The sequence below is a fragment of the Cytobacillus spartinae genome (genome assembly GCF_042865285.1).
GTDB lineage: Bacteria > Bacillota > Bacilli > Bacillales > Cytobacillaceae > Robertmurraya_A > Robertmurraya_A spartinae.
The window spans coordinates 223420-247387 of sequence record NZ_JBIACK010000004.1; the positions used below are offsets into that span (position 1 = coordinate 223420).

36 protein-coding genes are annotated in these 23968 nt (G+C 43.8%); 9 read left to right on the forward strand and 27 right to left on the reverse strand.

Translation table 11 applies throughout. The annotated features are described in order from the left end of the window. Nucleotides 1–34: 34 nt before the first annotated feature. The 7 genes from ACFYKX_RS11500 to ACFYKX_RS11530 form a co-directional block, all read right to left on the reverse strand. The gene (locus ACFYKX_RS11500; protein WP_389361147.1) at nucleotides 35–178 is read right to left on the reverse strand and encodes a hypothetical protein; all 144 of its coding nucleotides are present in this window, start codon (nucleotides 176–178) and stop codon (nucleotides 35–37) included. Between the two features lie 26 nt (nucleotides 179–204). After that, a complete protein-coding gene (locus ACFYKX_RS11505) occupies nucleotides 205–405 on the reverse strand; it encodes a hypothetical protein (RefSeq protein ID WP_389361149.1) in 201 nt (66 codons plus the stop codon). Nucleotides 406–492: 87 nt separating this feature from the next. Continuing rightward, entirely contained in the window at nucleotides 493–1005 is a 513-nt protein-coding gene (locus tag ACFYKX_RS11510) for a GNAT family N-acetyltransferase (protein WP_389361151.1), read from the reverse strand. Nucleotides 1006–1074: 69 nt separating this feature from the next. Continuing rightward, entirely contained in the window at nucleotides 1075–1266 is a 192-nt protein-coding gene (locus ACFYKX_RS11515) for a hypothetical protein (RefSeq protein ID WP_389361153.1), read from the reverse strand. Nucleotides 1267–1295: 29 nt separating this feature from the next. Further along, nucleotides 1296–1814: a hypothetical protein gene (locus tag ACFYKX_RS11520; protein WP_389361155.1), complete on the reverse strand. Its 519-nt coding sequence runs from the start codon at nucleotides 1812–1814 to the stop codon at nucleotides 1296–1298. 75 nt (nucleotides 1815–1889) lie between these two features. After that, nucleotides 1890–2210, reverse strand: a complete 321-nt coding sequence (locus ACFYKX_RS11525) for a hypothetical protein (protein ID WP_389361157.1) — start codon at nucleotides 2208–2210, stop codon at nucleotides 1890–1892. A 4-nt stretch (nucleotides 2211–2214) separates the two neighbouring features. Then, complete coding sequence (locus tag ACFYKX_RS11530) at nucleotides 2215–2658, reverse strand: hypothetical protein (protein ID WP_389361159.1); 444 nt, start codon at nucleotides 2656–2658, stop codon at nucleotides 2215–2217. 144 nt (nucleotides 2659–2802) lie between these two features. Between ACFYKX_RS11530 and ACFYKX_RS11535 the strand changes: the two genes are divergently transcribed. Both ACFYKX_RS11535 and ACFYKX_RS11540 read left to right on the forward strand, forming a co-directional pair. Beyond that, a complete protein-coding gene (locus ACFYKX_RS11535) occupies nucleotides 2803–3309 on the forward strand; it encodes a hypothetical protein (protein ID WP_389361161.1) in 507 nt (168 codons plus the stop codon). An 11-nt stretch (nucleotides 3310–3320) separates the two neighbouring features. Continuing rightward, nucleotides 3321–3506 carry a hypothetical protein gene (locus ACFYKX_RS11540; protein ID WP_389361163.1) on the forward strand — a complete coding sequence of 62 codons (186 nt, stop codon included), beginning with the start codon at nucleotides 3321–3323 and terminating at the stop codon, nucleotides 3504–3506. Nucleotides 3507–3720: 214 nt separating this feature from the next. On the opposite strand, the gene ACFYKX_RS11545 is transcribed toward ACFYKX_RS11540, so the two are convergent. From ACFYKX_RS11545 to ACFYKX_RS11585, 9 genes are all read right to left on the reverse strand, one after another. Then, nucleotides 3721–4722 carry a DUF2325 domain-containing protein gene (locus tag ACFYKX_RS11545; RefSeq protein ID WP_389361165.1) on the reverse strand — a complete coding sequence of 334 codons (1002 nt, stop codon included), beginning with the start codon at nucleotides 4720–4722 and terminating at the stop codon, nucleotides 3721–3723. Nucleotides 4723–5011: 289 nt separating this feature from the next. After that, a complete protein-coding gene (locus tag ACFYKX_RS11550) occupies nucleotides 5012–5242 on the reverse strand; it encodes a hypothetical protein (RefSeq protein WP_389361167.1) in 231 nt (76 codons plus the stop codon). A 24-nt stretch (nucleotides 5243–5266) separates the two neighbouring features. Further along, entirely contained in the window at nucleotides 5267–6403 is a 1137-nt protein-coding gene (locus ACFYKX_RS11555) for a hypothetical protein (RefSeq protein WP_389361169.1), read from the reverse strand. 626 nt (nucleotides 6404–7029) lie between these two features. Then, the gene (locus ACFYKX_RS11560; protein ID WP_389361171.1) at nucleotides 7030–8019 is read right to left on the reverse strand and encodes a hypothetical protein; all 990 of its coding nucleotides are present in this window, start codon (nucleotides 8017–8019) and stop codon (nucleotides 7030–7032) included. A 53-nt stretch (nucleotides 8020–8072) separates the two neighbouring features. Next, entirely contained in the window at nucleotides 8073–8360 is a 288-nt protein-coding gene (locus tag ACFYKX_RS11565; protein WP_389361173.1) for a hypothetical protein, read from the reverse strand. Between the two features lie 49 nt (nucleotides 8361–8409). Then, entirely contained in the window at nucleotides 8410–8562 is a 153-nt protein-coding gene (locus ACFYKX_RS11570) for a hypothetical protein (RefSeq protein ID WP_389361175.1), read from the reverse strand. A 143-nt stretch (nucleotides 8563–8705) separates the two neighbouring features. Then, on the reverse strand, nucleotides 8706–9086 hold the full coding sequence (locus ACFYKX_RS11575) for a hypothetical protein (RefSeq protein WP_389361177.1): 381 nt from the start codon (nucleotides 9084–9086) through the stop codon (nucleotides 8706–8708). A 37-nt stretch (nucleotides 9087–9123) separates the two neighbouring features. After that, the gene (locus tag ACFYKX_RS11580; RefSeq protein ID WP_389361179.1) at nucleotides 9124–9387 is read right to left on the reverse strand and encodes a hypothetical protein; all 264 of its coding nucleotides are present in this window, start codon (nucleotides 9385–9387) and stop codon (nucleotides 9124–9126) included. A gap of 4 nt (nucleotides 9388–9391) precedes the next feature. Beyond that, nucleotides 9392–9676: a hypothetical protein gene (locus ACFYKX_RS11585; protein WP_389361181.1), complete on the reverse strand. Its 285-nt coding sequence runs from the start codon at nucleotides 9674–9676 to the stop codon at nucleotides 9392–9394. A gap of 145 nt (nucleotides 9677–9821) precedes the next feature. Between ACFYKX_RS11585 and recD2 the strand changes: the two genes are divergently transcribed. Next, nucleotides 9822–11984 (forward strand): SF1B family DNA helicase RecD2, encoded by a 2163-nt coding sequence (gene recD2 / locus ACFYKX_RS11590; protein WP_389361183.1) that lies wholly within the window; start codon nucleotides 9822–9824, stop codon nucleotides 11982–11984. A gap of 42 nt (nucleotides 11985–12026) precedes the next feature. Then, on the forward strand, nucleotides 12027–12380 hold the full coding sequence (locus ACFYKX_RS11595; RefSeq protein WP_389361185.1) for a DUF192 domain-containing protein: 354 nt from the start codon (nucleotides 12027–12029) through the stop codon (nucleotides 12378–12380). A gap of 89 nt (nucleotides 12381–12469) precedes the next feature. On the opposite strand, the gene ACFYKX_RS11600 is transcribed toward ACFYKX_RS11595, so the two are convergent. The 7 genes from ACFYKX_RS11600 to ACFYKX_RS11630 all read right to left on the reverse strand — a co-directional run bounded on the left by ACFYKX_RS11600 (nucleotide 12470) and on the right by ACFYKX_RS11630 (nucleotide 17315). Further along, entirely contained in the window at nucleotides 12470–12649 is a 180-nt protein-coding gene (locus tag ACFYKX_RS11600) for a hypothetical protein (RefSeq protein ID WP_389361187.1), read from the reverse strand. Between the two features lie 21 nt (nucleotides 12650–12670). Beyond that, nucleotides 12671–13477, reverse strand: coding sequence for a PadR family transcriptional regulator (locus tag ACFYKX_RS11605; protein WP_389361188.1), 807 nt, complete (start codon nucleotides 13475–13477; stop codon nucleotides 12671–12673). 451 nt (nucleotides 13478–13928) lie between these two features. Next, nucleotides 13929–14120 carry a hypothetical protein gene (locus tag ACFYKX_RS11610; protein ID WP_389360551.1) on the reverse strand — a complete coding sequence of 64 codons (192 nt, stop codon included), beginning with the start codon at nucleotides 14118–14120 and terminating at the stop codon, nucleotides 13929–13931. Next, nucleotides 14117–15577, reverse strand: coding sequence for a hypothetical protein (locus tag ACFYKX_RS11615; RefSeq protein WP_389360553.1), 1461 nt, complete (start codon nucleotides 15575–15577; stop codon nucleotides 14117–14119). Before ACFYKX_RS11615 ends, ACFYKX_RS11610 begins: the two co-directional genes overlap by 4 nt. Before the next feature lie 4 nt (nucleotides 15578–15581). Beyond that, nucleotides 15582–16307, reverse strand: coding sequence for a class I SAM-dependent methyltransferase (locus ACFYKX_RS11620; RefSeq protein ID WP_389360555.1), 726 nt, complete (start codon nucleotides 16305–16307; stop codon nucleotides 15582–15584). Continuing rightward, complete coding sequence (locus ACFYKX_RS11625) at nucleotides 16276–17034, reverse strand: glycosyltransferase (protein WP_389360557.1); 759 nt, start codon at nucleotides 17032–17034, stop codon at nucleotides 16276–16278. Before ACFYKX_RS11625 ends, ACFYKX_RS11620 begins: the two co-directional genes overlap by 32 nt. A 116-nt stretch (nucleotides 17035–17150) precedes the next feature. Then, complete coding sequence (locus tag ACFYKX_RS11630; RefSeq protein WP_389360559.1) at nucleotides 17151–17315, reverse strand: hypothetical protein; 165 nt, start codon at nucleotides 17313–17315, stop codon at nucleotides 17151–17153. A gap of 161 nt (nucleotides 17316–17476) precedes the next feature. On the opposite strand from ACFYKX_RS11630, the gene ACFYKX_RS11635 reads away from it, so the two are divergent. Continuing rightward, complete coding sequence (locus ACFYKX_RS11635; RefSeq protein ID WP_389360561.1) at nucleotides 17477–18079, forward strand: hypothetical protein; 603 nt, start codon at nucleotides 17477–17479, stop codon at nucleotides 18077–18079. A gap of 11 nt (nucleotides 18080–18090) precedes the next feature. Here ACFYKX_RS11635 and ACFYKX_RS11640 read toward each other — a convergent pair whose 3' ends face one another. The 3 genes from ACFYKX_RS11640 to ACFYKX_RS11650 form a co-directional block, all read right to left on the reverse strand. Beyond that, on the reverse strand, nucleotides 18091–18450 hold the full coding sequence (locus tag ACFYKX_RS11640; RefSeq protein ID WP_389360563.1) for an endonuclease domain-containing protein: 360 nt from the start codon (nucleotides 18448–18450) through the stop codon (nucleotides 18091–18093). 259 nt (nucleotides 18451–18709) lie between these two features. Beyond that, the gene (locus tag ACFYKX_RS11645) at nucleotides 18710–18889 is read right to left on the reverse strand and encodes a Spo0E family sporulation regulatory protein-aspartic acid phosphatase (protein ID WP_389360565.1); all 180 of its coding nucleotides are present in this window, start codon (nucleotides 18887–18889) and stop codon (nucleotides 18710–18712) included. Between the two features lie 151 nt (nucleotides 18890–19040). Beyond that, nucleotides 19041–19784 carry a hypothetical protein gene (locus ACFYKX_RS11650; protein WP_389360566.1) on the reverse strand — a complete coding sequence of 248 codons (744 nt, stop codon included), beginning with the start codon at nucleotides 19782–19784 and terminating at the stop codon, nucleotides 19041–19043. 630 nt (nucleotides 19785–20414) lie between these two features. Between ACFYKX_RS11650 and ACFYKX_RS11655 the strand changes: the two genes are divergently transcribed. The 3 genes from ACFYKX_RS11655 to ACFYKX_RS11665 all read left to right on the forward strand — a co-directional run bounded on the left by ACFYKX_RS11655 (nucleotide 20415) and on the right by ACFYKX_RS11665 (nucleotide 21868). Then, the gene (locus tag ACFYKX_RS11655) at nucleotides 20415–20933 is read left to right on the forward strand and encodes a hypothetical protein (RefSeq protein ID WP_389360568.1); all 519 of its coding nucleotides are present in this window, start codon (nucleotides 20415–20417) and stop codon (nucleotides 20931–20933) included. 136 nt (nucleotides 20934–21069) lie between these two features. Beyond that, a complete protein-coding gene (locus ACFYKX_RS11660) occupies nucleotides 21070–21558 on the forward strand; it encodes a hypothetical protein (RefSeq protein WP_389360570.1) in 489 nt (162 codons plus the stop codon). Further along, nucleotides 21551–21868, forward strand: a complete 318-nt coding sequence (locus tag ACFYKX_RS11665) for a topoisomerase DNA-binding C4 zinc finger domain-containing protein (RefSeq protein WP_389360572.1) — start codon at nucleotides 21551–21553, stop codon at nucleotides 21866–21868. Before ACFYKX_RS11660 ends, ACFYKX_RS11665 begins: the two co-directional genes overlap by 8 nt. Nucleotides 21869–21885: 17 nt before the next feature. Here the strand turns inward: ACFYKX_RS11665 and ACFYKX_RS11670 are convergent, their stop codons facing one another. Continuing rightward, nucleotides 21886–22992 carry a helix-turn-helix domain-containing protein gene (locus ACFYKX_RS11670; protein ID WP_389360574.1) on the reverse strand — a complete coding sequence of 369 codons (1107 nt, stop codon included), beginning with the start codon at nucleotides 22990–22992 and terminating at the stop codon, nucleotides 21886–21888. 366 nt (nucleotides 22993–23358) lie between these two features. Here ACFYKX_RS11670 and ACFYKX_RS11675 point away from each other — a divergent pair, with 366 nt between their 5' ends. Further along, nucleotides 23359–23928 carry a hypothetical protein gene (locus tag ACFYKX_RS11675; protein ID WP_389360576.1) on the forward strand — a complete coding sequence of 190 codons (570 nt, stop codon included), beginning with the start codon at nucleotides 23359–23361 and terminating at the stop codon, nucleotides 23926–23928. Nucleotides 23929–23968: the final 40 nt, after the last annotated feature.

A 23968-nucleotide genomic window follows, 5' to 3' on the forward strand; every position in this document is an offset into this window, starting at 1 on the left:
AAACAAGAATCGAAACAAATAAGAAGAGGAGCGATTAACATTCCTCTTTGTTGCAGCAATTCTCACAAAAGTCTTCGCACATATCCTCGCAAGATTCTTCAACCTCTGTGCAGTTGCCTTGGCAATCGCCACAATCATCACAATTTCTTACAACCTTTTTCACTTTTTGGTCTACCATCTGCAAACCTCCTCGAAAAAATGAGGCTAGACGGGGCGTACAGAGAGAATTTCATCTCCCAGGCAATCAAAGGCACGAGTGGCTCCATCTGGCCATAAGGTGACATACCCAATCCCGACTCGTTCGTCGTACCAAAATCCTCGAACCTCATAAATACCCGTACCTTCTCCCATAATCTTGATTTCATAGCGTTTTCCTTTTTCTAGCTGGTCGACAGGCTTTTTCAAGAGAATTCCTCATTTCGGATAGGTGTTAGGTTTATTGTACCACGAATATGCTACATATTCAATGAATAACGGAATAAAAAAGACTCCTTAAGAAGAAGGAGTCGGGTTGTTTTTGGGGAGCATCAGATACATGTACGGTCGTCCATGGAGGCAAGTATCTCCTGGCATCGGCTTGAATCCTAATCGACTCCAGAAGCGGGTGCTGTTTTCATTTTCACTATGTAACGTCACCGCTCGGATGGAGGTTTTTTGAAGTTCTTTAAGAAGGTACTTCATCAGTTTGGTTCCCATCCCTGTATTTTGATCCGTGAGGAAAAAGTCGGCGATAAACAAGGTCGAATCCTCATACGGAAACAACTCTTCTAGGTAAATGTTTCGTTCCACTCTCGTGTAAAGGGTTAGCCCTTTCCCACTGTAGTTGATCATCCTATTGCCGTTCTTTTTTTCAAAGAGATGGCCGACATCTGCGTTCACTCTTACCGGTTCTCCGAAAATGTCTCCGATTCCCTCTGCAATGGTATAAAACAACTGCTTTTCTTCCTCTCGGGTTAAGGGTTTGTTCTTCATGGGTTCTGGAAAATGCCACGTGTGGGTGGTCATGCTCATCCCTCCTTTTTTGTTATGTATAGTAGGGGAGAGAAGAAAAAAGACCTCTTCGTCAGAAGAGATCTATTTTGTAAGAGCATTCCATTTTTCCTCGGTACATTCAATCGTGTAGTCCTCTTCTCCAAACTCCTTGAGGTGAATGAGTTTTTCTCCGTCTTCTTCAATGATTCCGACGACTAAAGAAGGACCGTAAACAGTCTGAATGGTTTGACCGATATAGGATTTGACGACCTCTTCAAATGATTTTGGTTTCAACAAGGGTTCCTCCTTAAAATGGAATCGAGTTAATCGGCTTGATATTCACTACGAATGGCGATGCGATCATTGGGAAGAAGGGCGGTGGCTTGAATACACCCAGCACCATGCACATACTCGAGCCAATAACACACGTCTTGATATTGCTCTTCCTTGCAGACCACGGTTACGCTCTTATAAGGAATCGAGTCCCCAAAGATGGGGCAGACTTCCGGATGTCTGGCGACCACCATGCCTTCGGAACGTTTTTCGATTCGGTTTTCATCCCATGCTCCCCACACGTCTTCTTCGGTTAATGTAGAAGGAGATTTCGCTGAAGACTCGAAAAGATAGGCCATTACGGATAGGGGTGGTTCGGTTTGAGTTAACGTGCCTATATGTCTCGGCTTCTTTTTCTCAGGTTCCTGTTGTTCCTCACGATGTTCGGCTTGTTCCAGTAAGAGTTTAACGACATCAGTGATGTTACGAACGGTGGATTTTGGCATGGTTTCTACCATCTTCGCCACTTGCCTCCAAATTTCCACATAAAGCGGGGTTTCTTTTTTCATAAGAATTCCTCCTTGTGATCGATCTGAAAGAACCTCCTATCCAATAGAAGAGGGAGGAGGCTCTTTGAGTAAACCTTACAATCCTTCATTTAAGATGACTTCTTTTTCTTCTTCGGTCAGAACACGCCCAAATTCATGAACATCAATGAGGTGTTCGGCAAACACTTCTTCATCGGTTTCAAGGTTCTGCTCGGCAAAGTACGTGTTCATGCGAGACTGAAATTCTTCCTGAGCCTCATGGTTCATACGAATCATCGTGGCTCCGCCGTTTCCTTGATTTTCTATGGTGCCGACTTCTTTTCCATCAAGCAGAAGGGGAGCAGTATACGCCACGCCTCGTGAGGTTTCTAAGTAAGAAATGCTCTTAATCGAAATGCCGTGTATGGCTTGGTTCATTGAATTACGCTCCTTTTTTAAGGGGATTTTCGACCCCGTATTTATCACACAACAGTTGTAATGCTTTCATATATCGCTCAAATCCTTCATGGGAGAGTGGGGCTTCTAAACTCTTTCTCATCCAAAACAAGCACTCTTCTTCGACCAGCCAATACTTCGAATGAAGCGGGATTCGTAAGAGTTTTCCGTTTTTGGCTTCCAGTAACACTTCATCCACTTCTCGAATTTCCTGAATGCTTTCAAGTTGCTCCAGTTTCAGCATGAGAATATGATACTTCCAGTCGAGCATGTTCTCCAAGTCGGCAATTCGTTTCTGATTCAAAAGGGTAGAGAGAGTTTTCAGTTTCTTTCGATGAAGTGGGCTAGGGTTGCTTTCCCAACTAGAGGATAACCGCTCCACTTCTTTGGCCACATCTTCTTTCGATATTTTTTTTAAGACTCCCAACATCTTTCCCAACCTCCTTCTGTTTCATTCACTTATTCAGGTTCTATTCATATTGTAGCACAATTGTGTTTCAAAATCAAAGAATAAAGGTATATAATAAGAATATGTGAATATAATAAAAATAAGAACCAAAAGGAGGAGATTCGTTTGAATGTCGCATGGCAAAAACGGTGCAAACAGCAATTCAATGAATTTCGGATGGGAGCCTTGCATTCGTGGTTTCAGAAAATCGGTTGGGAAGGAGAGGGGGTTCGATTTGAAGAAGCGTCATTGGTTGCATTCGAACCCTACTTTTTCCTTCACATCCGCCCCAATGCTTTGTTTGAAGAAAGTTTGCCGTTTGTTTTTCTGTTAGGAGAAACCTTAATTCGACAGCATGAGGAGATTCGCTGGGATTTTCGTTTCATTCAAAACAAGATAGGAGAAGGGGTGTTGCTTCGAATCAACATGAGTGACACGCAGCGACTCTATGTTCATCCTTTTCTCTTTTTACAGGATTGTGCCAAAACCGGGCAATCGTATCTTACGTTTTACCACCAGCTCGATTCCTTGCTCCAAAAACGAAAAAAGACACGAGGAACGATTGAAGGGTCGCCTGAGTGGTTGTGGCTTGAAGTCATTCCATCTGAAATGGAATTTCAAAAAATTGGGTAGGGGGATTCGAGATGAAGTTAGCGCTGTACTGCAATGAGGAATGGTGTCCAGTCGTGGGGTTTCAAGAGGGAGAGTTCTTGGTCGTGACGAGAACAGGAGAAGCCGTTGCTCCGCGCCCTCTGGTGCTTCGTCAGGTCTCCAAAAAAGAACACGATGAATTATTGGAGAGGTTTTCGATTCAAACTCAAGCCAGTTAAAAAAGAGGAGTATGTCTTACTCCTCTTTTGGGCACTACCCTCTCGTATTGGATCAAAAAACATCGGATCCTTCTCTAGCCTTCTCGCAATGTCACGGTCTGATAAGTGTTTATACTGAAGGCTTCAACCCTTGATAGAAGTGGGTTTCGACAAGTTCATAATCGTTCGACAACACCAAAAAACCTCCCCAGGCTAGTGGGGAGGTCAGGATGGATTAAGAGGTTTGAAGAAGATCTTCGGAGGCTTCCATATACAGGTCAGGTTTTTGAAGAGCAGAAGCGGTCTCGACCAGAAGCATATTGACACCCATCGTGTTCCGAATGACAAACGGCACACCGTACTGCTTACAGAATTTTACCGTATCCCAAGAAGATTGGTGAGAGGTGTATTCTATCATGATGGCGACCACATCCGCACGTTTAATCGCAGATTCTAAGCGAGACTGATCAGCCGTTCCTTCTAAAAGGTTGAATTCCCCGTTGCAACGTTCAATCGCTTCTTGGTAACGGGCTTTCCGGCAATCCCCACCTACGACTAACACGTTTGACCCGTTGTAGTTGACGGTGACGGTATGTTCTTGTGGCTCTTGGTCCTCTTTGGATTTGTAATGAGAAGAAGGAAGAGGGGTTTTGTGAGTAGGGCCATCAGTAGAGTGTTTCCAAATGACTTTTACGCCCGCATCGGAGTTGTTGTCGTAGTAAGCAATATCAATGACATCGCCTTCTTCTAAGAAAAATTTCATAGAATCGGTGGCGCTGATACGAAACGTGCGGTAACGTTCTTCTTCGGTAAGGGCTTCACGGTCAACAGGTTCAGCAAACATCTCTCCCGCCACTTTCGTCACCACCGCATGGGAGATTTGACGTCGGGAAGGAGCATCTGCTTTGGTTTTCGCTTTCTCTACCACTTCGAAGTAACATTGAGGAGGATTCGAGTGTGGATTTTTCACGGTGGCTCTTACCACATCGCCATGTTCAATCCCAAGGCTACGGATGATACTCTCTGGAACAAAGATATTGCCTTCCGGAAGGAATCCGCCTTGTAGTTTTCGTTCAAACACATAGGCATCACTTGGTCGTTCTTTTTCTTTTTTAACAAGAGGGGGTTGGATGTCTGCTGCAGGAGCAGGAATAGGGGATTCTGATAGGGGATGAATGCTTAGAATAGAAGTCACAAGATTAGGTAAATGCTCAAGTTCAGTTAGTATGTTCAGCAAGGCATCAATCTTCGGTCTCATTAGGGGAACATTTTCTGGAGTCAGGTTTTGAACATAGTGGCTTAAGCCAGTGTGGATTTGTTGAAAAACGGTGGATTTGTTCATGAATGGAGCCTCCTAGTCAATTTTTTCGGGGATTTAATAGAAGAATCTTAGACGGTTTATATGCGAAGGAGAAAAGAAACGATCGTTTTTTTGTTCACCTCAATTCCGATATTCATAAATAATTCATATATGTATGATACCTCAAAAAAAGAGCCTCTGTCAACGAACAGAGGGCGCTTATGAGCTATTTTTGACGAATTTGTGACGAACCTCTTCGCCCGTTGGCTTTGCTCTTTTTGGCTTGAAAATCTCTGCGTTTTTTTCGCTCCATCTCTCTTTTTCTCTCTTGATGTAACCCCCAAAAGAAGACGATGTGAGAAACCAGAATGACCAGGAGAAGAAACCCTCCCATCACCAGTAAGAGGAGCTGTTCTTGTTTTGCAGATAGAACGGTCGATACACCAAAGACAAACACGAGTTCATCTCCTTTCGGATTTATCTATTTTTTCTTGGGTGGAATGGGGGCTTTTTTCAGTTTCGAGGCGACTTTTTTAGAAATCCGTTTGACGGGAGGTTTAACGGTTTTTTTGGATTCTTGTAGAAGAATAGGCTGGAAAGGGTTGGTCGCATCAAACCAAACCGCTTCTGAGTACACAATCTTTTGGGAGAGCGGGTGAAGGGCATAGACTTTTACAAAGACTTTACTTCCATAGAAAGCGGGTTGAATGTCTTGGTGAGGGAGAGTGAATACGGGAGAGGAGGAAATAGGAGATTGATAGAGGTTAAAGTGATGTTCTCCCCCTTGTTGACCAATAGCCATGAGGTAGGAGAGTCGTTGAGGGCTGGTTGTAGCAGGCGTGAACGTAAACGTGTAGATTGGGTTGTAAGGGTCTTGAGTCGGTGAAAGTCCTAATGACTTCATCTTCGGCTGCAGGAGAGAAGAAAGGGTTGGTTTTAGTTTCGCAAGTGACTCCCAATAGGTTTGTACGTTCGGAAGGGAAGCGACAGGCGGGATGGATTGATTCTCAATGAGAGATACATAGGTGCTGTTGTAGTAAAAGTCTTGAGGGTCTCGAACGAGTTTCGATTTTCCGACGGGTGATCCAAAAAGGATCACAAAGTCATCCGCCATGATTTCAGAGGGACTCCACAGGTGACTATTTGGGAGTGCGGAGTTGCGCCAGCGAACATCTGGGTGTTGCTGAATGCCTCGATGAGACGCCCACTTCGTCTTTTGGTCATCCGGGAATTTTTGTTCTTTTAGAATCATCCAGTAGTACGTGAACAAGTGCCCATACTCATGAGAAAGGGTGAGGTTAATCGTTTCGATGGAGGTAATTTGATCGCCGTAAAAGAGCACAATCTCGGCGTCGTTCAAGAGGTTGATTGGCTTACCAGTTTTCGGGTCCAGGTTGATTCGCATGATGGTCGCCCCAAGAGGCATGTTAACGGATTCCTTTGTCACCACAATGCGTTTTAACGCTTTTCGTTCTTCCCCTTTGATACTCGGCTTGAATGCTTGATACAAGGCTTTTAGTTTCTCATGGTTCCAAGTAGGGGTATCGCTAACAAACAGAATACCCTCTGGAGAAGAGTATTGAAAGGGGAAGGTAGAATCTTGCTTGATTTCGTGCATCTCTTCTTTCGCGGTTGGTAAATCACTACCTTGAGTAGCGGATGGGGTGATTTTTTCTTGGTGGGTAATGATTTCAATGGTCTTGGCTTCTGCTTGAACCGCTCCTACAAGGAGGAAGGCAAGAAGAGCAAGGGAAGACCAGGAGAATCGTTGGATGAGGTGTTTCAGTTGGGTGGGCAGAACAATCCCTTCTTTCTAGTTTAATTTCTTCCTATGGAAGAGTCACAAAAGTACGGAAGATAACCCCCTTATGACGAAGAGGGGGTGGTGGTATGGGAGAACCATGGCTCGGTTTCTGGGTGCATCTCCAAGAACAAGTGGAGCGTAGAAACAAGGGGTTCCGGGATCCGGTAAGCCGGATACACAAACTGCTCCATCGCCCATATGCTTTGTAAGGTTTGTTGATTTGTATATTCGAGGAATACGAGAATAGGGGTGCGTTGAGGAAGGTACTCCGCATAGCAATCTTCTAAAAACACTTGAACGACAAAACGGCAGGATTGAGAGAAGGGTTGCATGGCGTGAAACTGAAAGGTACAGGTAGGTTTCATGGGAAAACTCCTTTCTTTGTAAGAATGATGTAAGGCATAAGCAAAGAAGAGCTCTGCTCTTCTTCACAGACAAGGCTAACATTTTACCACCACTTGAAAGGTTTTGAAGTCAGGAGCGTGTTGCGAATAGATCGAGTACGTTGGAAGGTTTAAGCGATTCACAACAGAGGTTACCCAATCCACAACGCCCGTATAGTCACAGTTCCGAGCAAAATCAACCGTAACACCCGTTGCATACGTGGTTGCTTTTACGAAATCCTGATGAGGTTGTTCGTTCAGGAACCGTTCGATTTCCTCTAAGAAATAGGTTTTGACGGGAACGGCTAAGAAGTTCCCTTTTGCATCAAAGTAGTTCGCTCCAAAGTAGAACTCTGGAAACTCCTTTTTCACGATGTTCTCGGCTTCACGGCAAGAATCGGCTTCCACGTAGAACGTGGATACCTTACCTCCTTCTCTGGTGGATCTCACTTGAATGAGAGGTTGAGTAAACACCTGTTTAGTATTCGGAAACAAAGCCTTATCCATCTCTTCATCGATTTGGTTTAGAACCAAGATGTTATCAATGGAAATGGAATAGTCACACCCTTCAATCCACACGAGAAACGCCTCTGTATCGACTTCCGTGACCACGAAACGATTCATCTCTTGTTCTTCCAGCCATTCTAGTAAATCATCGTCTACTTGGTTGTGAAGAATGGATATGGCGCAACCAACAGAAAGACCAAGGGCTTTGACTTGTTCTTCGAGGGAAGGTTCGGATTCCTCTACCAGCCTAACAAAATAGTAATCCCACTCGGAGTGATGAACCGTCTCAACCAGAATCGAAACGCCACACTCAAAACGAACGGTGTCTTGGCGACAAGGAAAGCCGTCATCATCGATGAAAAGGGTTCCTTCCTCAATGGTGAAGGTAGCCACAGAGAGACCGACAGACGCCAAGTAATCGCACAAGAGCGACTCCATTTGGTCTGGGTACTGATTCTGGCCAAGTTCTAATTCATGCTCATCAAATGCACCAAAAAGTCCTTCTACTTGCTCGCTAAGTTTAATCGTTGTGTTTTTCATTAAGATTTCCCCCGTAAGAATAGTTAGTTTTTAGAAAGTGAATGAGAGAGACTCTACTGGAGAGTCCCTCCACAAACAGATAGAATCGCATTTAGTGAATTGCAATCCGTAATGCCAAGTTTTTCGAGTTGAGCGAGTTGTTCAGGTTCTAACTCTTCATCCGTTTCGGTATGAAGGTATACCTCTAACTCCCCGTCATCATCCCTAGATTCTAAGGAAGGATAGTACCCAAGGATGTATCCAAGGCGTTCATACATCCATTCCCGAATCTGTGTTTCGTCTCCAGACACTTGATACGAATGTCCAACTTTCACCGTATACGTTGGTTGAGTAGCGTTCATGAATCATTCCCCCTAATAGTGATGATTGAGAGTGAAGAAAAAGCAGGCGTTACCCTGCTTTCACTTCGAGAATGGCAGCACCTTTGTAGGTGCGTAAAAATTGTTGTTTCGCCTGCATGGGTGAACTAGCTCTCCAAATTGCAATGCCTTCAGAACCAAACATGAAATACTTGATTTGATACTCTTTCATTTTTTTAGCCATGGTACATTCCCCCTATGAATGTAAGTGTCCTTCTTCTTCTCGATATACATGCTGATATACTTATATTATACCGATATTCATAACAATAAACAAATAAAAGTTGGAGAAAAGAACCCCTTCCGAACACAAGAAGGGGCTGTGCCTTACCCGACGAGACTTAGGGTTTCTTGTTGTTTTGCTGAAATCCAATCCATCACAGCATGTTGTTCCTCATAGCCCAAACAGCCATCATTGATGAGCTGAAGTTCCTGGATCTCCTCTAACGTAAGTCCGAGAGATTCAATCGTCTGAGTGACTTTTTGGGAGACGAGGTGATTAGAAAGACGTATCGCCTCGATAGAGAGAGCGTGTCGGTCTAGGGATTCAATTTCTTGAGGGTTCATGCCGCCTAAAGAGAGAACATAGCCTGTTGCACAATATCGAATAGAAGGAGAGGAGGGAAGAAACTCAATGTACTGCCCACATAGAAACTCTTGTTGTTCGCCGTACGCTTGTAACATCTCTAACACTCGACCTTTGTTCATCTCGATACACTCCTTTAATCTCAATGATTGATTAGGGTTATACGGGTTGTGTTTCTCGTTTCAAGACACTTTCGTAAATGAGAGCGGGGTGTGTGGCTTTCTTAAAGAGAGAATGATAGACAGGGTCTTTAGCATACCCTTCCTTGTGATAGGCTTGAGCCGACAGATAGCCGAAACGATTCCGAACAAAAAGGGTGCAACCTTTGTTCGAGATGTAAGCGTCATACACATTTCCTTCTGAAAAACCGGGGGAGTTTTTCTTGGCCACGACTTGAAAATCAGGGGCTTTGGATTTTTTCATAGAATCACCCTTTCAAACGTTCCAATGATTCTTGTACCTTTTCAAACCCAAACCGTTCCACGAGCTCATGTAAATGAGAGAGGAGTTCTGGTTCCGTTACTCCTTGAAAGAGTTGATAGGTTTCAGGTTCTATGCTTATGTCATCTTGACCAATCTTGGCGTAATGATTGAATTCTTCCAGAGCTGCTTTCTGCTGGTCAACGAGGCGTTTCATGGTTTTCGATTGAGGAAGTTTTTTCGTTTGCTGGTGAATCTGGTGCAACTTCGACAGGCTCGTAATCACATACATCTGCTAAGTTCCTCCTTGTTGTTTCTACTATTATTGTAGCACAGAATGGCTACTTTTTCAATGAATAAAGGTTATAAAAGTAGAATATCGGTATATAATGTGATATAATGAAATTACGATAAACGAACGAGGGGGATGATGATTCATGCAGATTGAAGGAGTCATAGACTACATTCAGTACCCAAAATATTTTAAAAATGCCATGGAGTGGGCAGTGTTACAGATTCGTACGGCTCAAGGAAAAGTCAAAGCCGTCGGGGAAATGATGACGTGTAAGCGAGGCGAATTGTTCTTGTTTGAGGGAGACTTCACTCAGAGCAAATACGGAAAAGAATTCCGATTCACAAAAGCCACTCGGAGTGATCAAGGGGAGGCGGGCGCTCTATCGTACTTGTCTCACTTGTTTGGACCGAAAACGGCTCAAAAAATCATTAAGCATTTCAAAACCGCCGAAGAAAGTTTAAAAGTCTTTAAGGAAGATTCAGGGCTACTCACCCAAATCAAAGGCATTAGTCACAAAACGGTGAAAAAGGCTCAACTGAAACACCAAAAGAATAAGGTTGCTGAAGAGTTGTTCACGAATCTAAAACCGTATGGCATTAGCATGAACATGGCACTCAAAATCTTTAAACGCTACGGTGACGAAGCGATGGACACGTTGCGTGACAATCCGTATTGCCTCATGAAAGACTTTGAAGGAATCGGATTTGACCTATGTGACTTGTTAGCGGATTACTTCGGCATATCTCTTGACCACCCAAAACGACTTCAAGCAGGATACATGCATGCGATGAGAATGAGCATGAATAATGGTCATTGTTTTCAAGAAGCGAACGAGTTAAAGATGAGAGCGGAAAAAGTGTTAACAAAAAAAGGAAACGTAGCCAAAGCGATTCTGACTCAAACCTTCTTAGACATGATCCGCACAAATCAACTAGCGATGGAAAAGGGAGATCGCGTATATCTTCCGTATCTCTTGAAGTATGAAAAAGAGTTAGCGACTCATATTAGACGATTAAGAGGAACCAAAAAGTATGATTTTAGCGAAATGGATGCGATTCTCACCTCTTTTGAACAACAAGAAGGGTTTACGCTTCACCACCAACAACGAGAAGCGATTAAACGTTCCTTAACGAATATGGTATCCATCATCACAGGACCACCCGGAAGTGGAAAAACGACCATCATCAAGGCGATTCTCTATTGCTTAGAACAACTAGAGGGAAGAGTCATTCAGCCGGGGCTATGTGCGCCAACGGGTCGAGCTGCAAGACGCATGACCGAATCCACTGGAACGAGAGCCTACACCGTTCACAAACTCCTAGACTATAAACTCGATAATGGAAAATGGGATTTTAAACACAATCAATTCAATCCAATTTCCTATGAGTTACTCCTAGCGGATGAAGTGTCGATGCTGGATTTGCCTTTAGCGAATCACTTGTTTCAAGCCATTCCAAAGGGTTGCAGGGTCATTTTAGTAGGAGACGATGACCAACTTCCGAGTGTAGGTCCTGGTCAAGTGTTAGCCGACCTCATGAACAGTGGTGAAGTACCGTTTACGACGCTAAAAGAAGTATATCGCCAGAAGAATGGAAGCACCATTTTAGAACGTGCCTTAAACGTATCCAAAGGAAAAATTCCATGCACCGCAAACGACCCTTACTTCTCCTTCATTCATCATGATGACCAAGCAACGCTTTTAGATGATGTGGTGGAAGCATACGTGAAGGCGGTAAAAGAAGTGGGGTTAGATGAAGTCATTCTCCTTTCTCCGATGCGTAAGCATTTGTTCGGAGTCGATGAAATGAACCGAGTGCTTCAAGACGTGATTAATCCTCCTGCTCTCTTTAAATCCGAAGTGAAATTTGGAAACACCGTATTCCGTCAAGGAGACAAAGTCATCCAAATGACGCAAAACGAAGAGGAAGGGTTAGTCAATGGGCAAATCGGATATGTGGAGTTCTACCAACCCGAAGACCCAGCCAACGGAGAAGAAGAACGATTACTCATCAATTACGAGGGAGACATTAAACTCTATACCCGTGACCGCTTTGATGAGTTGAAACTTTGCTATGCCACCACGACTCATAAATCCCAAGGAAGTGAGTGGAAAGTCGTGTTCCTGCCATTTTGTGCCGAGCATCGCTTCATGATTCGAAGACGCATCATCTATACCGGCATGACAAGAGCCAAAGATAAATTGAATCTCTTCGGAGACATCGGAGAGTTCAAACGTGGGGTTCACTTTGGGCAAGAACCCAAGCGATTAACCCTGTTAAAAGAACGGATTCAAGGGGCTTGTTAAGCCCCTTTTTATGAGCATCTATTACCCATAAGGAGGCCCCTCATGCAAACTCGTATTCTCCCCATTCAAACGAGACAAGGTCAAGTCTATCTTCCGGTGAAATTCGCCCTCACCTTCACTCAGCGACTCAAAGGGTTCATGTTCACGAAACCCACCCCAGATTACGGCATTCTATTTCCGAATACCCGCCAGATTCATATGTTCTTCATGCGTTTTCCACTGGATGTGTATTACTTGGATCAAGCGGGGAAAATCATCTACGCCGATTCGATGGAGCCGTGGAAAATCGGTCCCAACATCCGGGAGGCTCACTACGTTTTAGAGTTCCCGCAAGGCTTGTATCCTTTACAGGCAGGAGATCACGTGATTTTACATGCACCCAAAACAGCGTACTGATCCGAATTCTTACAGAGATTTCGGATAGAGCGAGTCATCTGAATTCCTTCGGGCGTTCAGATTTTTTATGCAAAAAAAGAACCCTCTCTTTATTGAGAGGGGTTGATGTTTTCTTTACAATCAACGATTTCATACTTCTCGTACCCGGCATCCTCGTTTATCCATTTGAGGAACAAGGGCGCTAACAAATCTTCCGCATCCTCATCGCCACTACTCGTGATCACCACTTCAATTTCCATGTCTCGAAAGTTTCTTCTTTTCTTCTTCATATGCAAGTCACCTCTTTGGATTCATCCATGTACACGTTCTGTTAACGTCTTCGGAGTGAACGTAGACGTGTTGTAGACAAATCGGGCGATGAACTCGGCTTCTTTCTGCTGCTCTTGTAACTTGGTTAAATAGCATTCTCCGAAACTCCGACGATACTCAATGCCTTTTGAGGTCGTGTCATAGAGGCGAATGGTTCTTCTTTTCGGAGGAGAACCGTCTTCGACATTGCCCCAGCGACTTCGTAGGAGTCCAGTCATCTCGAGCTGAGACAGAAGTGGATACAAGGTGCCGTCCGAAATCTTCCAGTCGGGAAGCCGTTCTTCTAGTGCTCGTTTAATAGAAAACGCATAGTGAGGCGTCTTTTCACACTCTTTCGTGACCCAATAGGCTAAAAACGACTGTAAACTCACTTTTTCTTCGTTTCCCTCTTTTTTGAGGAATGATTCCTCACTTACTTGAACCACGGTATTCATGAAACGAAGGTAGGCATCTGTTTTCGCAAGGAGGGAGGCTTTTAATTCCTGGTAACGCCGAACCCCAGCATCGGTGAACGAGTAGAGACGCTTTCGCTTCGTATTCGGATTCTCATGCCGCTCCCACTCACTTCTCAAAAACCCTTCCCGCTCCCACTGGTGGAGGAGTGGATAGAGGTGCCCTTGAGCAATCCCAACGAACCCGCCGGATTCTCGCTTGATTTTCTCATGAAGGTCAAACCCGCTTCGTCTTGCCGGGGCATGATATAGAGCGGTCGTGATCAAGAGCAAATACAATTCTTTTTTCGTCGTAAATACAGTGAGTAGACTACGGGTACGTTCCGTTTGAGCCATCTGTATCACTCCTTACGTTTCTGGATTTGTTCTATCCTTTAGAACCAACCTAGTAAAAATGCGAAAGAATCGGCGCAAAATCGTGAAAATCGGACATGACAAGGGATTATCGTTCGCCAGCCCTCTTTTTCCGGCTTTTTCCGGCGATTTTCTTCTTTTTTTAGTAGGTATAAGGGAAAGGAAAATAGATTCTCAGGTTCGCTCATCGAATGGTTCCGAAATCTCTACAAGAATTATTTGGATTTATTGTACCACACTGTAAGCCCATAGAGAGGCTCGTCTTCTTCATAGTCCGAATTTCTTGTGAAAAATTCGGATAATCTGAAATCAAGTAGTGGATTTTCTGGATCAAGTCCGAAATCCTTAAAACAGAATTCAGATAAAAGAACCCCGTCTCTTCTGAAAGAAATAGGGTCCAAATCCGCTTGAATTCTCGTACATTCTACGTTTTTTACCACGTCTTGAAGAAAATCCAAAAGGGGAGAATGACAAACAGCCATAGATTCCACGAAACAATACCCGTCAAAGGGAGAAGGGAGAAACCAAACGCTCTTCGCCACTTTCGTTTTTCATCCAAGGTTTCCGCTTTTCGCCACTGACGGTAGAGGGCTAAAGAAGAGGAGAGCATGACAAACGTGGTCATGGGGTTTCCTCCTTCACATCCCATACTTTGCCCCACGTTCCTTCAAAGACAGGCTCTCCAAATCGCTTCGTGATCGCTTCTTCTTCAAATGGGCGAGTGCCGTCAGGATTGTGCGGAAGAAGTAGCACATCTGGGTGAGAGAGGGAAATCTCTTCTAGCAGAATCGGAAGATGCCCTTTCGTGATGTAGTAAGAACGCTCAAGAGCGGTAAAGTTTCGGGAACCTTTTCTGCTTTCATCTTGTTGGAACGGATCCCAGCGACCATCCGCTAACACCGAACCTCCCTGCTGCAGAATGTAGCTCGACACATTAAAGTCGGCTAACACTTTAGGCTGGTGGTAGTGTTGATTCACATAGGCCATCTCTTCGACTGGATAGTTAGGGTTCGCTTCTGCTTTTTCAGGCAAAATACCGGCTCCTGCATAGGCAACAACCCCTAGTGTAAACAACAAGAGAAAACGAGAGAATGATAGAGAAAAACGTAGCAAGTTCGTATTCGGAACCAACCCCCAGAAGAAGGGCAAAAACAAAAACAAGAAATGAGCCTGTTTGAATCCTGAAACGGCTAACGTTCCAATCCCTAGAGCAAGGAAGAGGGAAAGAGGATTTCTCTTCATGAGAAACACACAGAACAAAAACAGCAAAAAGACTAGAAGGAGAGTGGGATGTGATGTGTAAACAAGTGGTTTCCATTCCTCGTTCCATTCTGCTACTCGTGGATCTCCTCCAACAAGAAGAATGTAAAGAATGTTTTCGAGACCACCCGGATTGAACAAAGCCACCCCAAATTGAGAAATGGAAAGAATCACAAAAGAAAGGGGGAGTCTTTTTTCCTGATACACATAGGCTGCGACAACAATGCCCCACAAAACGAAAAGGACAGGCCACACTCCTCCATGAACATTGGCTAAAACAAAGGAACTTCCTACTAGGATGAGAGCTCTCCACATCCTCGGTTTCTTGGTAAACCGCACCATCCAGACAAATGCCCACACGATGAGAGGCGCGGATACGATTTGAGGGCGGATCGAGAAAAACATCATCATCATCGGCAATAGAAGAAGGAGAAGAATGAACACATCCATTCCGGTTAAATCTTTGGTTTCTCTCCCTTCTTGTAAAAGACGGACCATGGCATAGACGGTAAAAAACAAACAAAGAGAGGAGGCTAGGTGAACCAAATTCCATCCTCCCTTTTGGTATAGCCAAGCAAGGGCCCATTGAAACCAAATCTCATGAGTCACATAGGGAAGAGAAGGATCAAAACTGTTAATGGCGTAAGTGGGAATTTGGCGATGGTCCAACATCCACTCTCCAATTCCCAAATGAAAGTACATATCTGAATTGAATATGGCGTAAGCAGGAGTCAGTCGACCAAAGAGCAGAAGGATGATCACCATGGCAAACGAGTAAAACAACCAGGATGGTAGAGTTAGATTGGATTGAGGAAGTCTCATGAAACTAGGCTCCTTTCTTCAGGTAGGCAAAGTAACTTAAGCCGTAAGAGTGGGTTTTCTTTTGAAGCAATGAAGATTCTTCTCTTTTAAACAACTGATACAAGCGTTCATTCAACCACGGAGCAGGGGTTTTTTGTTCATCGAGCGGAACTCCCATCTTTTTTAAAAGTCGAGACATGACAGCAAGCGGGAACGTATGGGTTTGAAAACACGTGCCGTACTCGAGAGTCCATCCGGTTTCCTGAAACAAGGAGAGTAGTTCGTCTTTTCGGTAACGGCGTTCATGATGAAGGGCTTCGTCGTGACTTGTCCAGAGCCACGGATGAAGAGGCACGGTAAGGAGCAAATGCCCATCTGGTTTGGCAACGGATTGTAAGTGAATCAACGATTCTCGGTCTTCTTTCACGTGTTCTAACACATCTAAGAGCAACACGGTATCCACTGGAACAAGGGAAGGAACGTGAGGAAGGCATCCTTCGATGACCTCAATGCCTTTTTGTTGGCAAAGAAGAAGGGATTCTGTATGAAAATCCATGCCATAGCGGTTCACACCGCTCTCTTTTAACGTATCTAAGAAAAAGCCAGTGCCGCACCCGACATCGAGAACAGAGTGCGAAGGGGATAACACCCCTTGAGCCGAGAGGAAAGAAAGAATCATTTCCTGTCTAGCTCGGTGCCACCAGTGGGAGGTTTCTTGTTCATTCATATGATGATAGATGTTGGGATTCAAGAGCGAGTCGCTCCTTTCGAATGAGTTGTTTTCGTAAACGAATGAGGGTCGTAAGCATACGAAGGCCATCTTGGATGGGGTGAACGGTCGAACCTGGTTGATCTCGCCAAATGCACGGCAGTTCGAGTACCGGTTCTTGAAGGCGTCGTGCTTTAAGGAGAAGTTCTACATCCATCGCAAACCCTTGTTCTTGTAAGGGTTCAAACAGAATTGGCACGAGGGTATGGTGAAAGACCTTGCAGCCACATTGCGTATCGGGATAGGGAAGGTGGGTGATGAGGCGGGTAGCATAGCGGAACAAGAGTCCGGTGAGTTGACGGAAGAAAGGTTGTTTGGGGATGAGTTGAGACTGCGGATGAGCCCGGGAGGCGATGATGATGGAAGGCAGAGGGGTTTGAGAGAAGACTTGGGTGAAGAAGGAAAAGTCAGTCGCCCCATCGGCGTCACAGAAGGCTCTCCATTCGCCATTTGCCTGTTTCATGCCATGTGCCACGGTTCCACCCTTGCCAAGTCGTTGCTCATTCTCGATGACGGTCATCCATTCATGGGTGTTGGCTAATGAACGTGCTACATCCAAGGTCTCATCAGGGGAAGGTTCAATGACGAGGATGACTTCAAGGGAGTGAGGGAAGGTTTCTTTCCAAGAGAGTAGGGACTTTATGGTAGAAGGAAGTCGTTCGGCTTCTCGGTAACAGGGGATGATGAGGGATAGAAATGGGGAGGGCATGGTACCTCCTCCTTTCAAGGGAAATGAAATACGAAGGGTTGTGCCTTTATTATACGATGTTTTAATAGGTGTTTTCAATGAATAGAGGAATGAAATAACAGGAGAAGAAATCTCCTTTACGCATAGCAATCCATGAATTGCCCTAAATGACTTTCAGGATGGTGATAGATTCGTTTTTGTTTAGGAGAAGTATATTTAGGGGGTGGAGCGGATTTTCGCTTTTTACGGGGTTGTTGGTGAGCAGAAGATCCAAACTCTTTTGTGACAGGTGTTGATTTCATGGGCATAGCCTCCTTATTTATCGTGGAAAAGTCGAATACATCTTTATCGTATCGAAGATTGAAGAGGGTTTTCAAGGAAATTAGGAATAAATCAAGAATAAGTGAATAAAAAAATAACCACAGGGAGAAAATGAGAGTAAAACGTGAAGGGAAGAACACCTATGCAAATTCAATCCACCCTCGCCAAAGCCTGGAGCAAGGCACTCACGCTTACAACTCTTTCTCCCAGAGAGCGGCTTCAAGAAGCAGGTATCTCAATTATTTTTCATACAAAAGAGATTCAGTGGAAAAAAGAAGGGTTTTTGGTGTATCTGGAAGTGATCTTAACCGAAATCAAGTCAGGGGATCGGTGGGAGGTGATCCAAGGCGGAATGGGGGCGACGCTGCCAGAAGCCTACCAAGAAGCCGTACATCTCTTTTTTGACTTACATCTTCCGACTGGAACTGCTCCAGTGGTAGGAGTTGAACCAGAACGCGAAACGCAAGAACCAGAGCCAAAGAAATGGATGACCGAGCCTCAGCGCAAGTGGCTCTTAAAACTCATTGACGAATTTGAGCGGATGGGGGTTCCGCCTCTGTTCTTGAAAGAAAAAATCACGGATGAAGTTGGCATCTTTGCTTCGTATGAAGAATTGACACAGACTCAAGCCAGTAAAGCGATTGACGCGTTAAAAGCATGGAAACACGGAGGAAATAAAGACCTAGTGGAAGCCTCCGTCAAATATCGGTTTCAGAAGTTGGAGGCATCCGCTCCCACGCATTAGAAAAACGCCTTTTAGGAAGGCGTTTTTTCTTGTTTCTGTGGATGTGACGTTACTTGGTCCATGATGACCTTCAGAATGCTTCTCGCCACTTGTTCGCTTCCCCAATTTAAGAACTGTACAGGAATCCGGAAGACATGCCACCCATTCGATTGTAAGTAGCGGTTCCGCCTTTCATCCCACTCTTGTTGAATAGGGTTGTCATGGTGAGGACCATCGACTTCTATTGCAAACTTAAGTCCTCCACACCACAAGGCAATATCAATGTAGAAACGCTCATCCGGGCATTCCAGTACCGGTCCAATCATACCTTTTCCTTTGTATTCGTACATCACGATCCGGCGAATCGCTTGAAACAATCGTCGCTGAGACATAGAGGGCTCAGGTACAAAATCACACCAATGTTTAGAGTGAGTCGGGAATGGGTAGACGGGTGGTTTCCCTTGAATCGCTGCTTCTTTCAAAATAGCTCACTCCTTTTCATAGAAAAACCGAATATACTTTTGGTGTTCCCTGATTCTCGTGCTTTATGCGCGTAAAGCAAAAAAATTCCCCCAAAAGAGATCATTGGGGGATTTCCGAATGCAAAGTGCCTGAACTTCCCATGTGATAGGTTGTCCAGCAAAATCATTTCTATTCAAGAAAGTAATTCTTAACCTCAAACGATTTTAATATCAATTGATCCAGTTCTTCACTTGTTTGAACCGTGAGGGGGTGGGTAAGACCAAGTACAAGCCCCAACTGGATTAAAGAACGTCTTTTTTGTTCAATGATTTGTTTTAAAGATTCAGGAGCGGATAGGACGGTGGACATACATATTCTCCTTATCATAGGCAAATAGAATGAGTTTGAGTCCTATTATAGTATGGAATTGAATAGGTAAACTAGGGAAATAATGACAAATCCGTGAAAGGTGATAACCCGAAAGCCCTAAAGGCTTAAGGGGAGAGAGTTACAATCAAGTTCAGATGAGGGCGACTTTGACGATTTCCTTCATGCCTTCACGCTTGATGCCAGAATAGGAGTCATCGTTTTCATCCATGACGGAATCAAACGGAATGACGAGAAGCGGGGTGCGGTAGTTGAACACGATGAACCGAGTAGCCATATCCTCATACGAGCCTTCGTTATCTTCCACGGTATACTGAAGCGTATAGCCATGGTTTGGTAAGATGCCTTCTGCTTGTAAATCCATGAAGAGGCTTGGTACATCAGATACGTCTACGGTAGAGTTTGAATCATCAAATCCTGCCTCATAGTTCGTGAGGAGATAGAGGTTCATCTCATCCAAGACGTTTTCCACTAATTCATCAAACGAATCGGTAAAAGGAACGATTTTTTCAACCAATGGAGCAAACCCTTCCTTTTTCAATCCTTTGTAGTCCCCATCTTCGTTTTGAGAAAAGAGGGTTTCTACAGGCAGAGTTAGGAGAGGATTCGTAGATCCGTTTTCTTTTAAGACAACCTCTTCTGCTACAAACACATCTTCAACAAATGTGCCGACCACACGAACAGATACCTCCTTGGGAAGAATGTTCAGGATCTTCAGAGAGTCAAAAAAGGGAGTAAAGGTTTCTGGAGACACCTCATTGCCTTCATTCCAAACTGCTGAAACGTCTTCATTGCTCCAGCTATCGGCTAGCACGTTCTCTATGTTGTTTAAGATTCCTTCTTGAATACCATTCACCGTTAACATCGTCTTAGTCAAATGTAACTCCTCCTTCAATATCGTGAAAAATGAACATCCAATACCTCTCCAGTATAACATAAAAGGAATTATTAATGAATAAAGGAATAAAACAAAACGTTCAAGTATCTGTCACATCTTTCCTAATTTTTCCCTTCTATTTCTTGAACAGAAGAAAGGGAGAATGATAGAATAAAGGTATACCTAGAAACTAAAAACTGCACCCTCAACCTCCATAGGAGTTTGGGAGAGAGATGCAGAACGAAAGATGAAGATTACTTTAGAACAGTTCAACTAACATACGAGGAAGGACCTCATGAGTTGAAGATGTTCATAGAGGACAGTTCGCAAGAATAATGACGAAAAGTGCAAGACCAAGCCTGTCGGAGGACAGGATACGTCTACCCATCACCCACTTTTATTCATATTGCGGAGTGTTAACTTTATGGCCATCTTGAATTCGTGGGGTTTTTTTATTCCTTTATTCCCAATTTGTTCATAGATTTTTATGAATAGATGGGTTAAAATAGGAACAAGTGTTCTTGTTTTTGCGAAAAATGAGGACAACCCCCGCTCAAGTGGTCATAACTCGATAATCCAGAACGACTGGTGATGGAACCCAACCATTTGTACGAAGAGAGGAGAAAAAACATGAGTCAAATTCAAGCCATTCAACCTAACAACGAATCCATTCACCCTATTTTTTCGGAGATTCCTCCGCTGCCACCGCTCCGCAATGGAAGTGAGGTGGACCTCTGCCGATTGGCTCGTCAAGGGTTGCTACGAAAGGGGAAAAAGGGCTACCAAAAGCGGGAGGAAGGGATGTCGATGTTCGGGGAAGTAGAAGAAGGAGAGTGGTTCTGGATCGAAGAGAGCATCCAATACGTGAAAAAGGGATACGAGGAAACCGCTCAGGAACTCATGGAGGTCAAGCGTGAATGGATAAAAGGTTCTTCGTTCGTTCCATTTTCAAAGATTCTAAAACTGGAACATACCCTACGCCTCTACCTCATTCTATGGGAAGAGGCAGAGCCGTTCTTCTTCCGCTCCCCACGACAATTAGAAGACTGGATAGACGAACACTCAACGCTCGAGTGCTGGTTTGAGAATCTGCTCATGGGAGATGTATTTGACCAGAGCCTTTCGCAAACCATACGTGAAATATGGTAAAGTCAAGACCCCTTTCAAAAATGGAAGGGGTATCTTTCTATTTTCCTAGAATTCCGATATTCATTCATAGTATACTAAACTTACAAACCATAATCCGAATTTCCTTTGGAATTTCGGAGTAGAAAGAAGGGATACCATGCATTCTCTGATTCAATCTGATGTGCAGCACTTTCTTCCCATCATGGAGGCTCACACCGGGATTAAATTCCAGAAAATCAACGTGACGGAATTTGCAGACCTCACGACTCACCCTGAAATTCCTCTGTTTCTTGCCTCTTTGCAACCTTACCCTGCTAACCCTCTTGCCCTTTCTGCTCAAGCCCCTTTTTACGGTACGATTGGTTTTGAAGCCGATCCGCAACTACAATCCTCTATTCTTTCCTATCATCATCACAAAGTCGGCTTAAAAACGGTGTGTAAGGATTTGTTCTTGCATGTGACAGGCATCTTAGCGAAACAACGTCAGCAAATGATGAGTTTTCATATTCTTCCGGTTCTTTCAGGGGAAGCCACCATATTGAGTGAAGGCATTGGGATGTCGTTTTTCTCAGAGCAAGGCGTGTGTACGCTCTTCTTTTTAGATGGATTTCAATGGACTCAAGAAGGAGAGATGACACGTGGCTAAGAAATCGTGGGATTACTTAAACTTGGTGTGTGGCAACTGTGGGTCCCCGCTAACCATTCAAAAAGGCGAATGGGGAACGTTCTATGCCTGCAGCGAATACCCAAAGTGCTACAACCGCTTCACCACCAATCTTTACGAACTCTTGCTTGATAAAGTCTATGACCATGTATTAAAGCATGGCCATGCCAAAAACTTTAAATGGAACGTTCGTAGAAGCCGTCTTCATGCCGTGGTACAAACCGTGAAAGAAACGGACCAACAAGTGACGCTAAGTGTGTTAAACGTGGCTTTTGCGAAAAAGAGAGCCTAACAGAGAATACCCTCGTCTTAAACGACGGGGGTATTGATTTTGGGCAATCCCAGGTTTTCAAAGTATTTCTGATAAGAAGGCGGAACCAGATGAGGGTATTCCTCGCCAAGGTGATGACAATTCCACGCATGCTCTGTCGCTTTCTCCTTTTCTCCAAGAGCATGATACGCGAGTGCGATTTCCATTTCACTCATGATGGAATACCACACGACATTCCCTTTTGAAAAACATTCTCTTCCTTTTTCTAGTTCTTCGATGATTTTTCTTCGGTTCGGTCGTTTCTGGATGTGCTCATCTTGAGAGCGTAATAAATAGTAAAATCCTTTGGCTTGGGCATGTACAGTCTCATTTCGGTGCAAGAGCTCTGCACATTTCTTTTGATAAGATTTGGCGGCAGAATGATTTCCTAGCTCGTAGTAACACATGCTGAGACCTAGACAAATCGCCTGTAAAATTGGGTGATACGTATGATAGTACTTGACGAGTTGAAAGGCTTCTTGGTAGGATTTTAAGGATTCTCGAAATAACGCTCGAGAGGCTTCAGAAGGGCGATGAATCATGGTGTTGTGATCAAAAAGAGAGACAGATCGTTTAATCTCAAATCCTTGTTCAAGCAAGCAATCACCTTGAATATAGTACACTTGCCCTAAATCAAGTCGAGTACCCACCTTCTTTGGAGATGACAAAATACTTCGACAAATGGATAAGGCATTCACAAACTGATGTTGATTTCGCAAAACACGTGCTTCGTAGATAGATAGTTGCAATTGGTGAACGGGGTTTTGAAAGAGTGGGTCTTCTCGGTGTTTCTTCACTTGTTGCAGCGTCAACTGTAACGCATTCTGCTTTAATAGCATTTCTAGTTCATACAGAGCATCTTCTACTTCAAAGCAGCAAGGATCTTCTTCTGATGGAGGTTCTGCCGGGATGTTTCTGTGCTGTTCTCCGTTTAAGGTTTGTAGCTGTTTTAAAATATCCAGATACAAAGAAAGAGCAGGAACGGTTTTTCCTTTCTCAATTTGACTGATCATGGATTGTGTAACCCCGAGTAGATGAGCCATTTTCCCTTGTGTCAGATTCATTTCTTTTCGATACTTCCGTATCATTTCTCCTAAGTCATTCATCCTATTGACACCTTCATCCCAAAATATAAGTATTACTAATATTTTTATTATAATCGAAGAATATTCCTCTATTCATTTAGAAATATGTCGGTTTTATGGCGTTTTTTGTCTATTCCCGCCTTTTCTCCTATTTTCCAAAAAAGTTTAGGTATGGTTTAATATGGAATATACAGATAGATATAAAGGGTTTGTACAGCGTTTGTACAAATTTTGTACGTGCTAGTCGGGAACGGGGTGATGGTGGTCTTTCTTGTATGGCTACTTTGTCCTATTTCCTTTGGGCTAGATGCGATGGAGATTTGCAAAAGAAAAAGAGCATGAGGGAAACAGAAATCTACACACCCAAGTTGAAAGGAGTTGACCCAGTTGAATGCTCAGAACTTTTGTTCCAACAATGTCGTGTTCGAGCGTATGGTCAAGCAAGGTCTAATCTGGAAAGATCAAAAAGGATATTATGCGTTTGAGAAGGAAATTAACTTTTTTGGCGAAGAGGTAAAGGGCGAAAAATACTACCTTGTGGATAGTTATCAAGCGTTTCTATCCATGAAGAACGAATGGAGACATCTTCACGAAACCTTACAAGAAAAAATGAGTCACACCATTCCTTCCCCATGGAGAATTGAATATTTCAAAGGGTTATTGTTAGCCTTATGTGTAGCAGATTACAAGTTAGCCAAACTCGAAGAACTGCATGTGGAGTTGAAACAAGGGCATTTCAAATCTCCTCGTCAGATGGAAGAATGGGTGAGTGATTGTTCCAATTTGGAATCGTTTACAGATAGCATCCATGAATTGGTGTATGATTCTCCATTAAAAGTGTTAAAGAATACGTTACAAAGGATTGATACGATGTTGGCGATGGATTCACTAGGTATCCATCAATGGCTAGGGGCAGCTGAACCAACAGACGTAAAAGACGTAAAGGAAGCACAATAGGGCGAAATATTTCATTTTCATTACATTTTCAATGAAGAAC

Excerpts from the sequence above, each read along its gene's own strand:
- recD2 (WP_389361183.1), top strand. The coding sequence starts at position 9,822 with ATGCAGATTGAAGGAGTCATAGACTACATTCAGTACCCAAAATATTTT.
- ACFYKX_RS11595 (WP_389361185.1), top strand. The coding sequence starts at position 12,027 with ATGCAAACTCGTATTCTCCCCATTCAAACGAGACAAGGTCAAGTCTAT.
- ACFYKX_RS11570 (WP_389361175.1), bottom strand. The coding sequence starts at position 8,562 with ATGGCTAAAAAAATGAAAGAGTATCAAATCAAGTATTTCATGTTTGGT.
- ACFYKX_RS11635 (WP_389360561.1), top strand. The coding sequence starts at position 17,477 with ATGCAAATTCAATCCACCCTCGCCAAAGCCTGGAGCAAGGCACTCACG.
- ACFYKX_RS11580 (WP_389361179.1), bottom strand. The coding sequence starts at position 9,387 with ATGAAAAAATCCAAAGCCCCTGATTTTCAAGTCGTGGCCAAGAAAAAC.
- ACFYKX_RS11530 (WP_389361159.1), bottom strand. The coding sequence starts at position 2,658 with ATGTTGGGAGTCTTAAAAAAAATATCGAAAGAAGATGTGGCCAAAGAA.
- ACFYKX_RS11640 (WP_389360563.1), bottom strand. The coding sequence starts at position 18,450 with ATGTCTCAGCGACGATTGTTTCAAGCGATTCGCCGGATCGTGATGTAC.
- ACFYKX_RS11575 (WP_389361177.1), bottom strand. The coding sequence starts at position 9,086 with ATGAACAAAGGTCGAGTGTTAGAGATGTTACAAGCGTACGGCGAACAA.
- ACFYKX_RS11560 (WP_389361171.1), bottom strand. The coding sequence starts at position 8,019 with ATGAAAAACACAACGATTAAACTTAGCGAGCAAGTAGAAGGACTTTTT.
- ACFYKX_RS11630 (WP_389360559.1), bottom strand. The coding sequence starts at position 17,315 with ATGAAATCAACACCTGTCACAAAAGAGTTTGGATCTTCTGCTCACCAA.
- ACFYKX_RS11510 (WP_389361151.1), bottom strand. The coding sequence starts at position 1,005 with ATGACCACCCACACGTGGCATTTTCCAGAACCCATGAAGAACAAACCC.
- ACFYKX_RS11600 (WP_389361187.1), bottom strand. The coding sequence starts at position 12,649 with ATGAAGAAGAAAAGAAGAAACTTTCGAGACATGGAAATTGAAGTGGTG.
- ACFYKX_RS11670 (WP_389360574.1), bottom strand. The coding sequence starts at position 22,992 with ATGAATGACTTAGGAGAAATGATACGGAAGTATCGAAAAGAAATGAAT.
- ACFYKX_RS11555 (WP_389361169.1), bottom strand. The coding sequence starts at position 6,403 with ATGCACGAAATCAAGCAAGATTCTACCTTCCCCTTTCAATACTCTTCT.
- ACFYKX_RS11565 (WP_389361173.1), bottom strand. The coding sequence starts at position 8,360 with ATGAACGCTACTCAACCAACGTATACGGTGAAAGTTGGACATTCGTAT.
- ACFYKX_RS11500 (WP_389361147.1), bottom strand. The coding sequence starts at position 178 with ATGGTAGACCAAAAAGTGAAAAAGGTTGTAAGAAATTGTGATGATTGT.
- ACFYKX_RS11610 (WP_389360551.1), bottom strand. The coding sequence starts at position 14,120 with ATGACCACGTTTGTCATGCTCTCCTCTTCTTTAGCCCTCTACCGTCAG.
- ACFYKX_RS11660 (WP_389360570.1), top strand. The coding sequence starts at position 21,070 with ATGCATTCTCTGATTCAATCTGATGTGCAGCACTTTCTTCCCATCATG.
- ACFYKX_RS11655 (WP_389360568.1), top strand. The coding sequence starts at position 20,415 with ATGAGTCAAATTCAAGCCATTCAACCTAACAACGAATCCATTCACCCT.
- ACFYKX_RS11520 (WP_389361155.1), bottom strand. The coding sequence starts at position 1,814 with ATGAAAAAAGAAACCCCGCTTTATGTGGAAATTTGGAGGCAAGTGGCG.
- ACFYKX_RS11525 (WP_389361157.1), bottom strand. The coding sequence starts at position 2,210 with ATGAACCAAGCCATACACGGCATTTCGATTAAGAGCATTTCTTACTTA.
- ACFYKX_RS11605 (WP_389361188.1), bottom strand. The coding sequence starts at position 13,477 with ATGGCTCAAACGGAACGTACCCGTAGTCTACTCACTGTATTTACGACG.
- ACFYKX_RS11585 (WP_389361181.1), bottom strand. The coding sequence starts at position 9,676 with ATGTATGTGATTACGAGCCTGTCGAAGTTGCACCAGATTCACCAGCAA.
- ACFYKX_RS11645 (WP_389360565.1), bottom strand. The coding sequence starts at position 18,889 with ATGTCCACCGTCCTATCCGCTCCTGAATCTTTAAAACAAATCATTGAA.
- ACFYKX_RS11540 (WP_389361163.1), top strand. The coding sequence starts at position 3,321 with ATGAAGTTAGCGCTGTACTGCAATGAGGAATGGTGTCCAGTCGTGGGG.
- ACFYKX_RS11615 (WP_389360553.1), bottom strand. The coding sequence starts at position 15,577 with ATGAGACTTCCTCAATCCAATCTAACTCTACCATCCTGGTTGTTTTAC.
- ACFYKX_RS11625 (WP_389360557.1), bottom strand. The coding sequence starts at position 17,034 with ATGCCCTCCCCATTTCTATCCCTCATCATCCCCTGTTACCGAGAAGCC.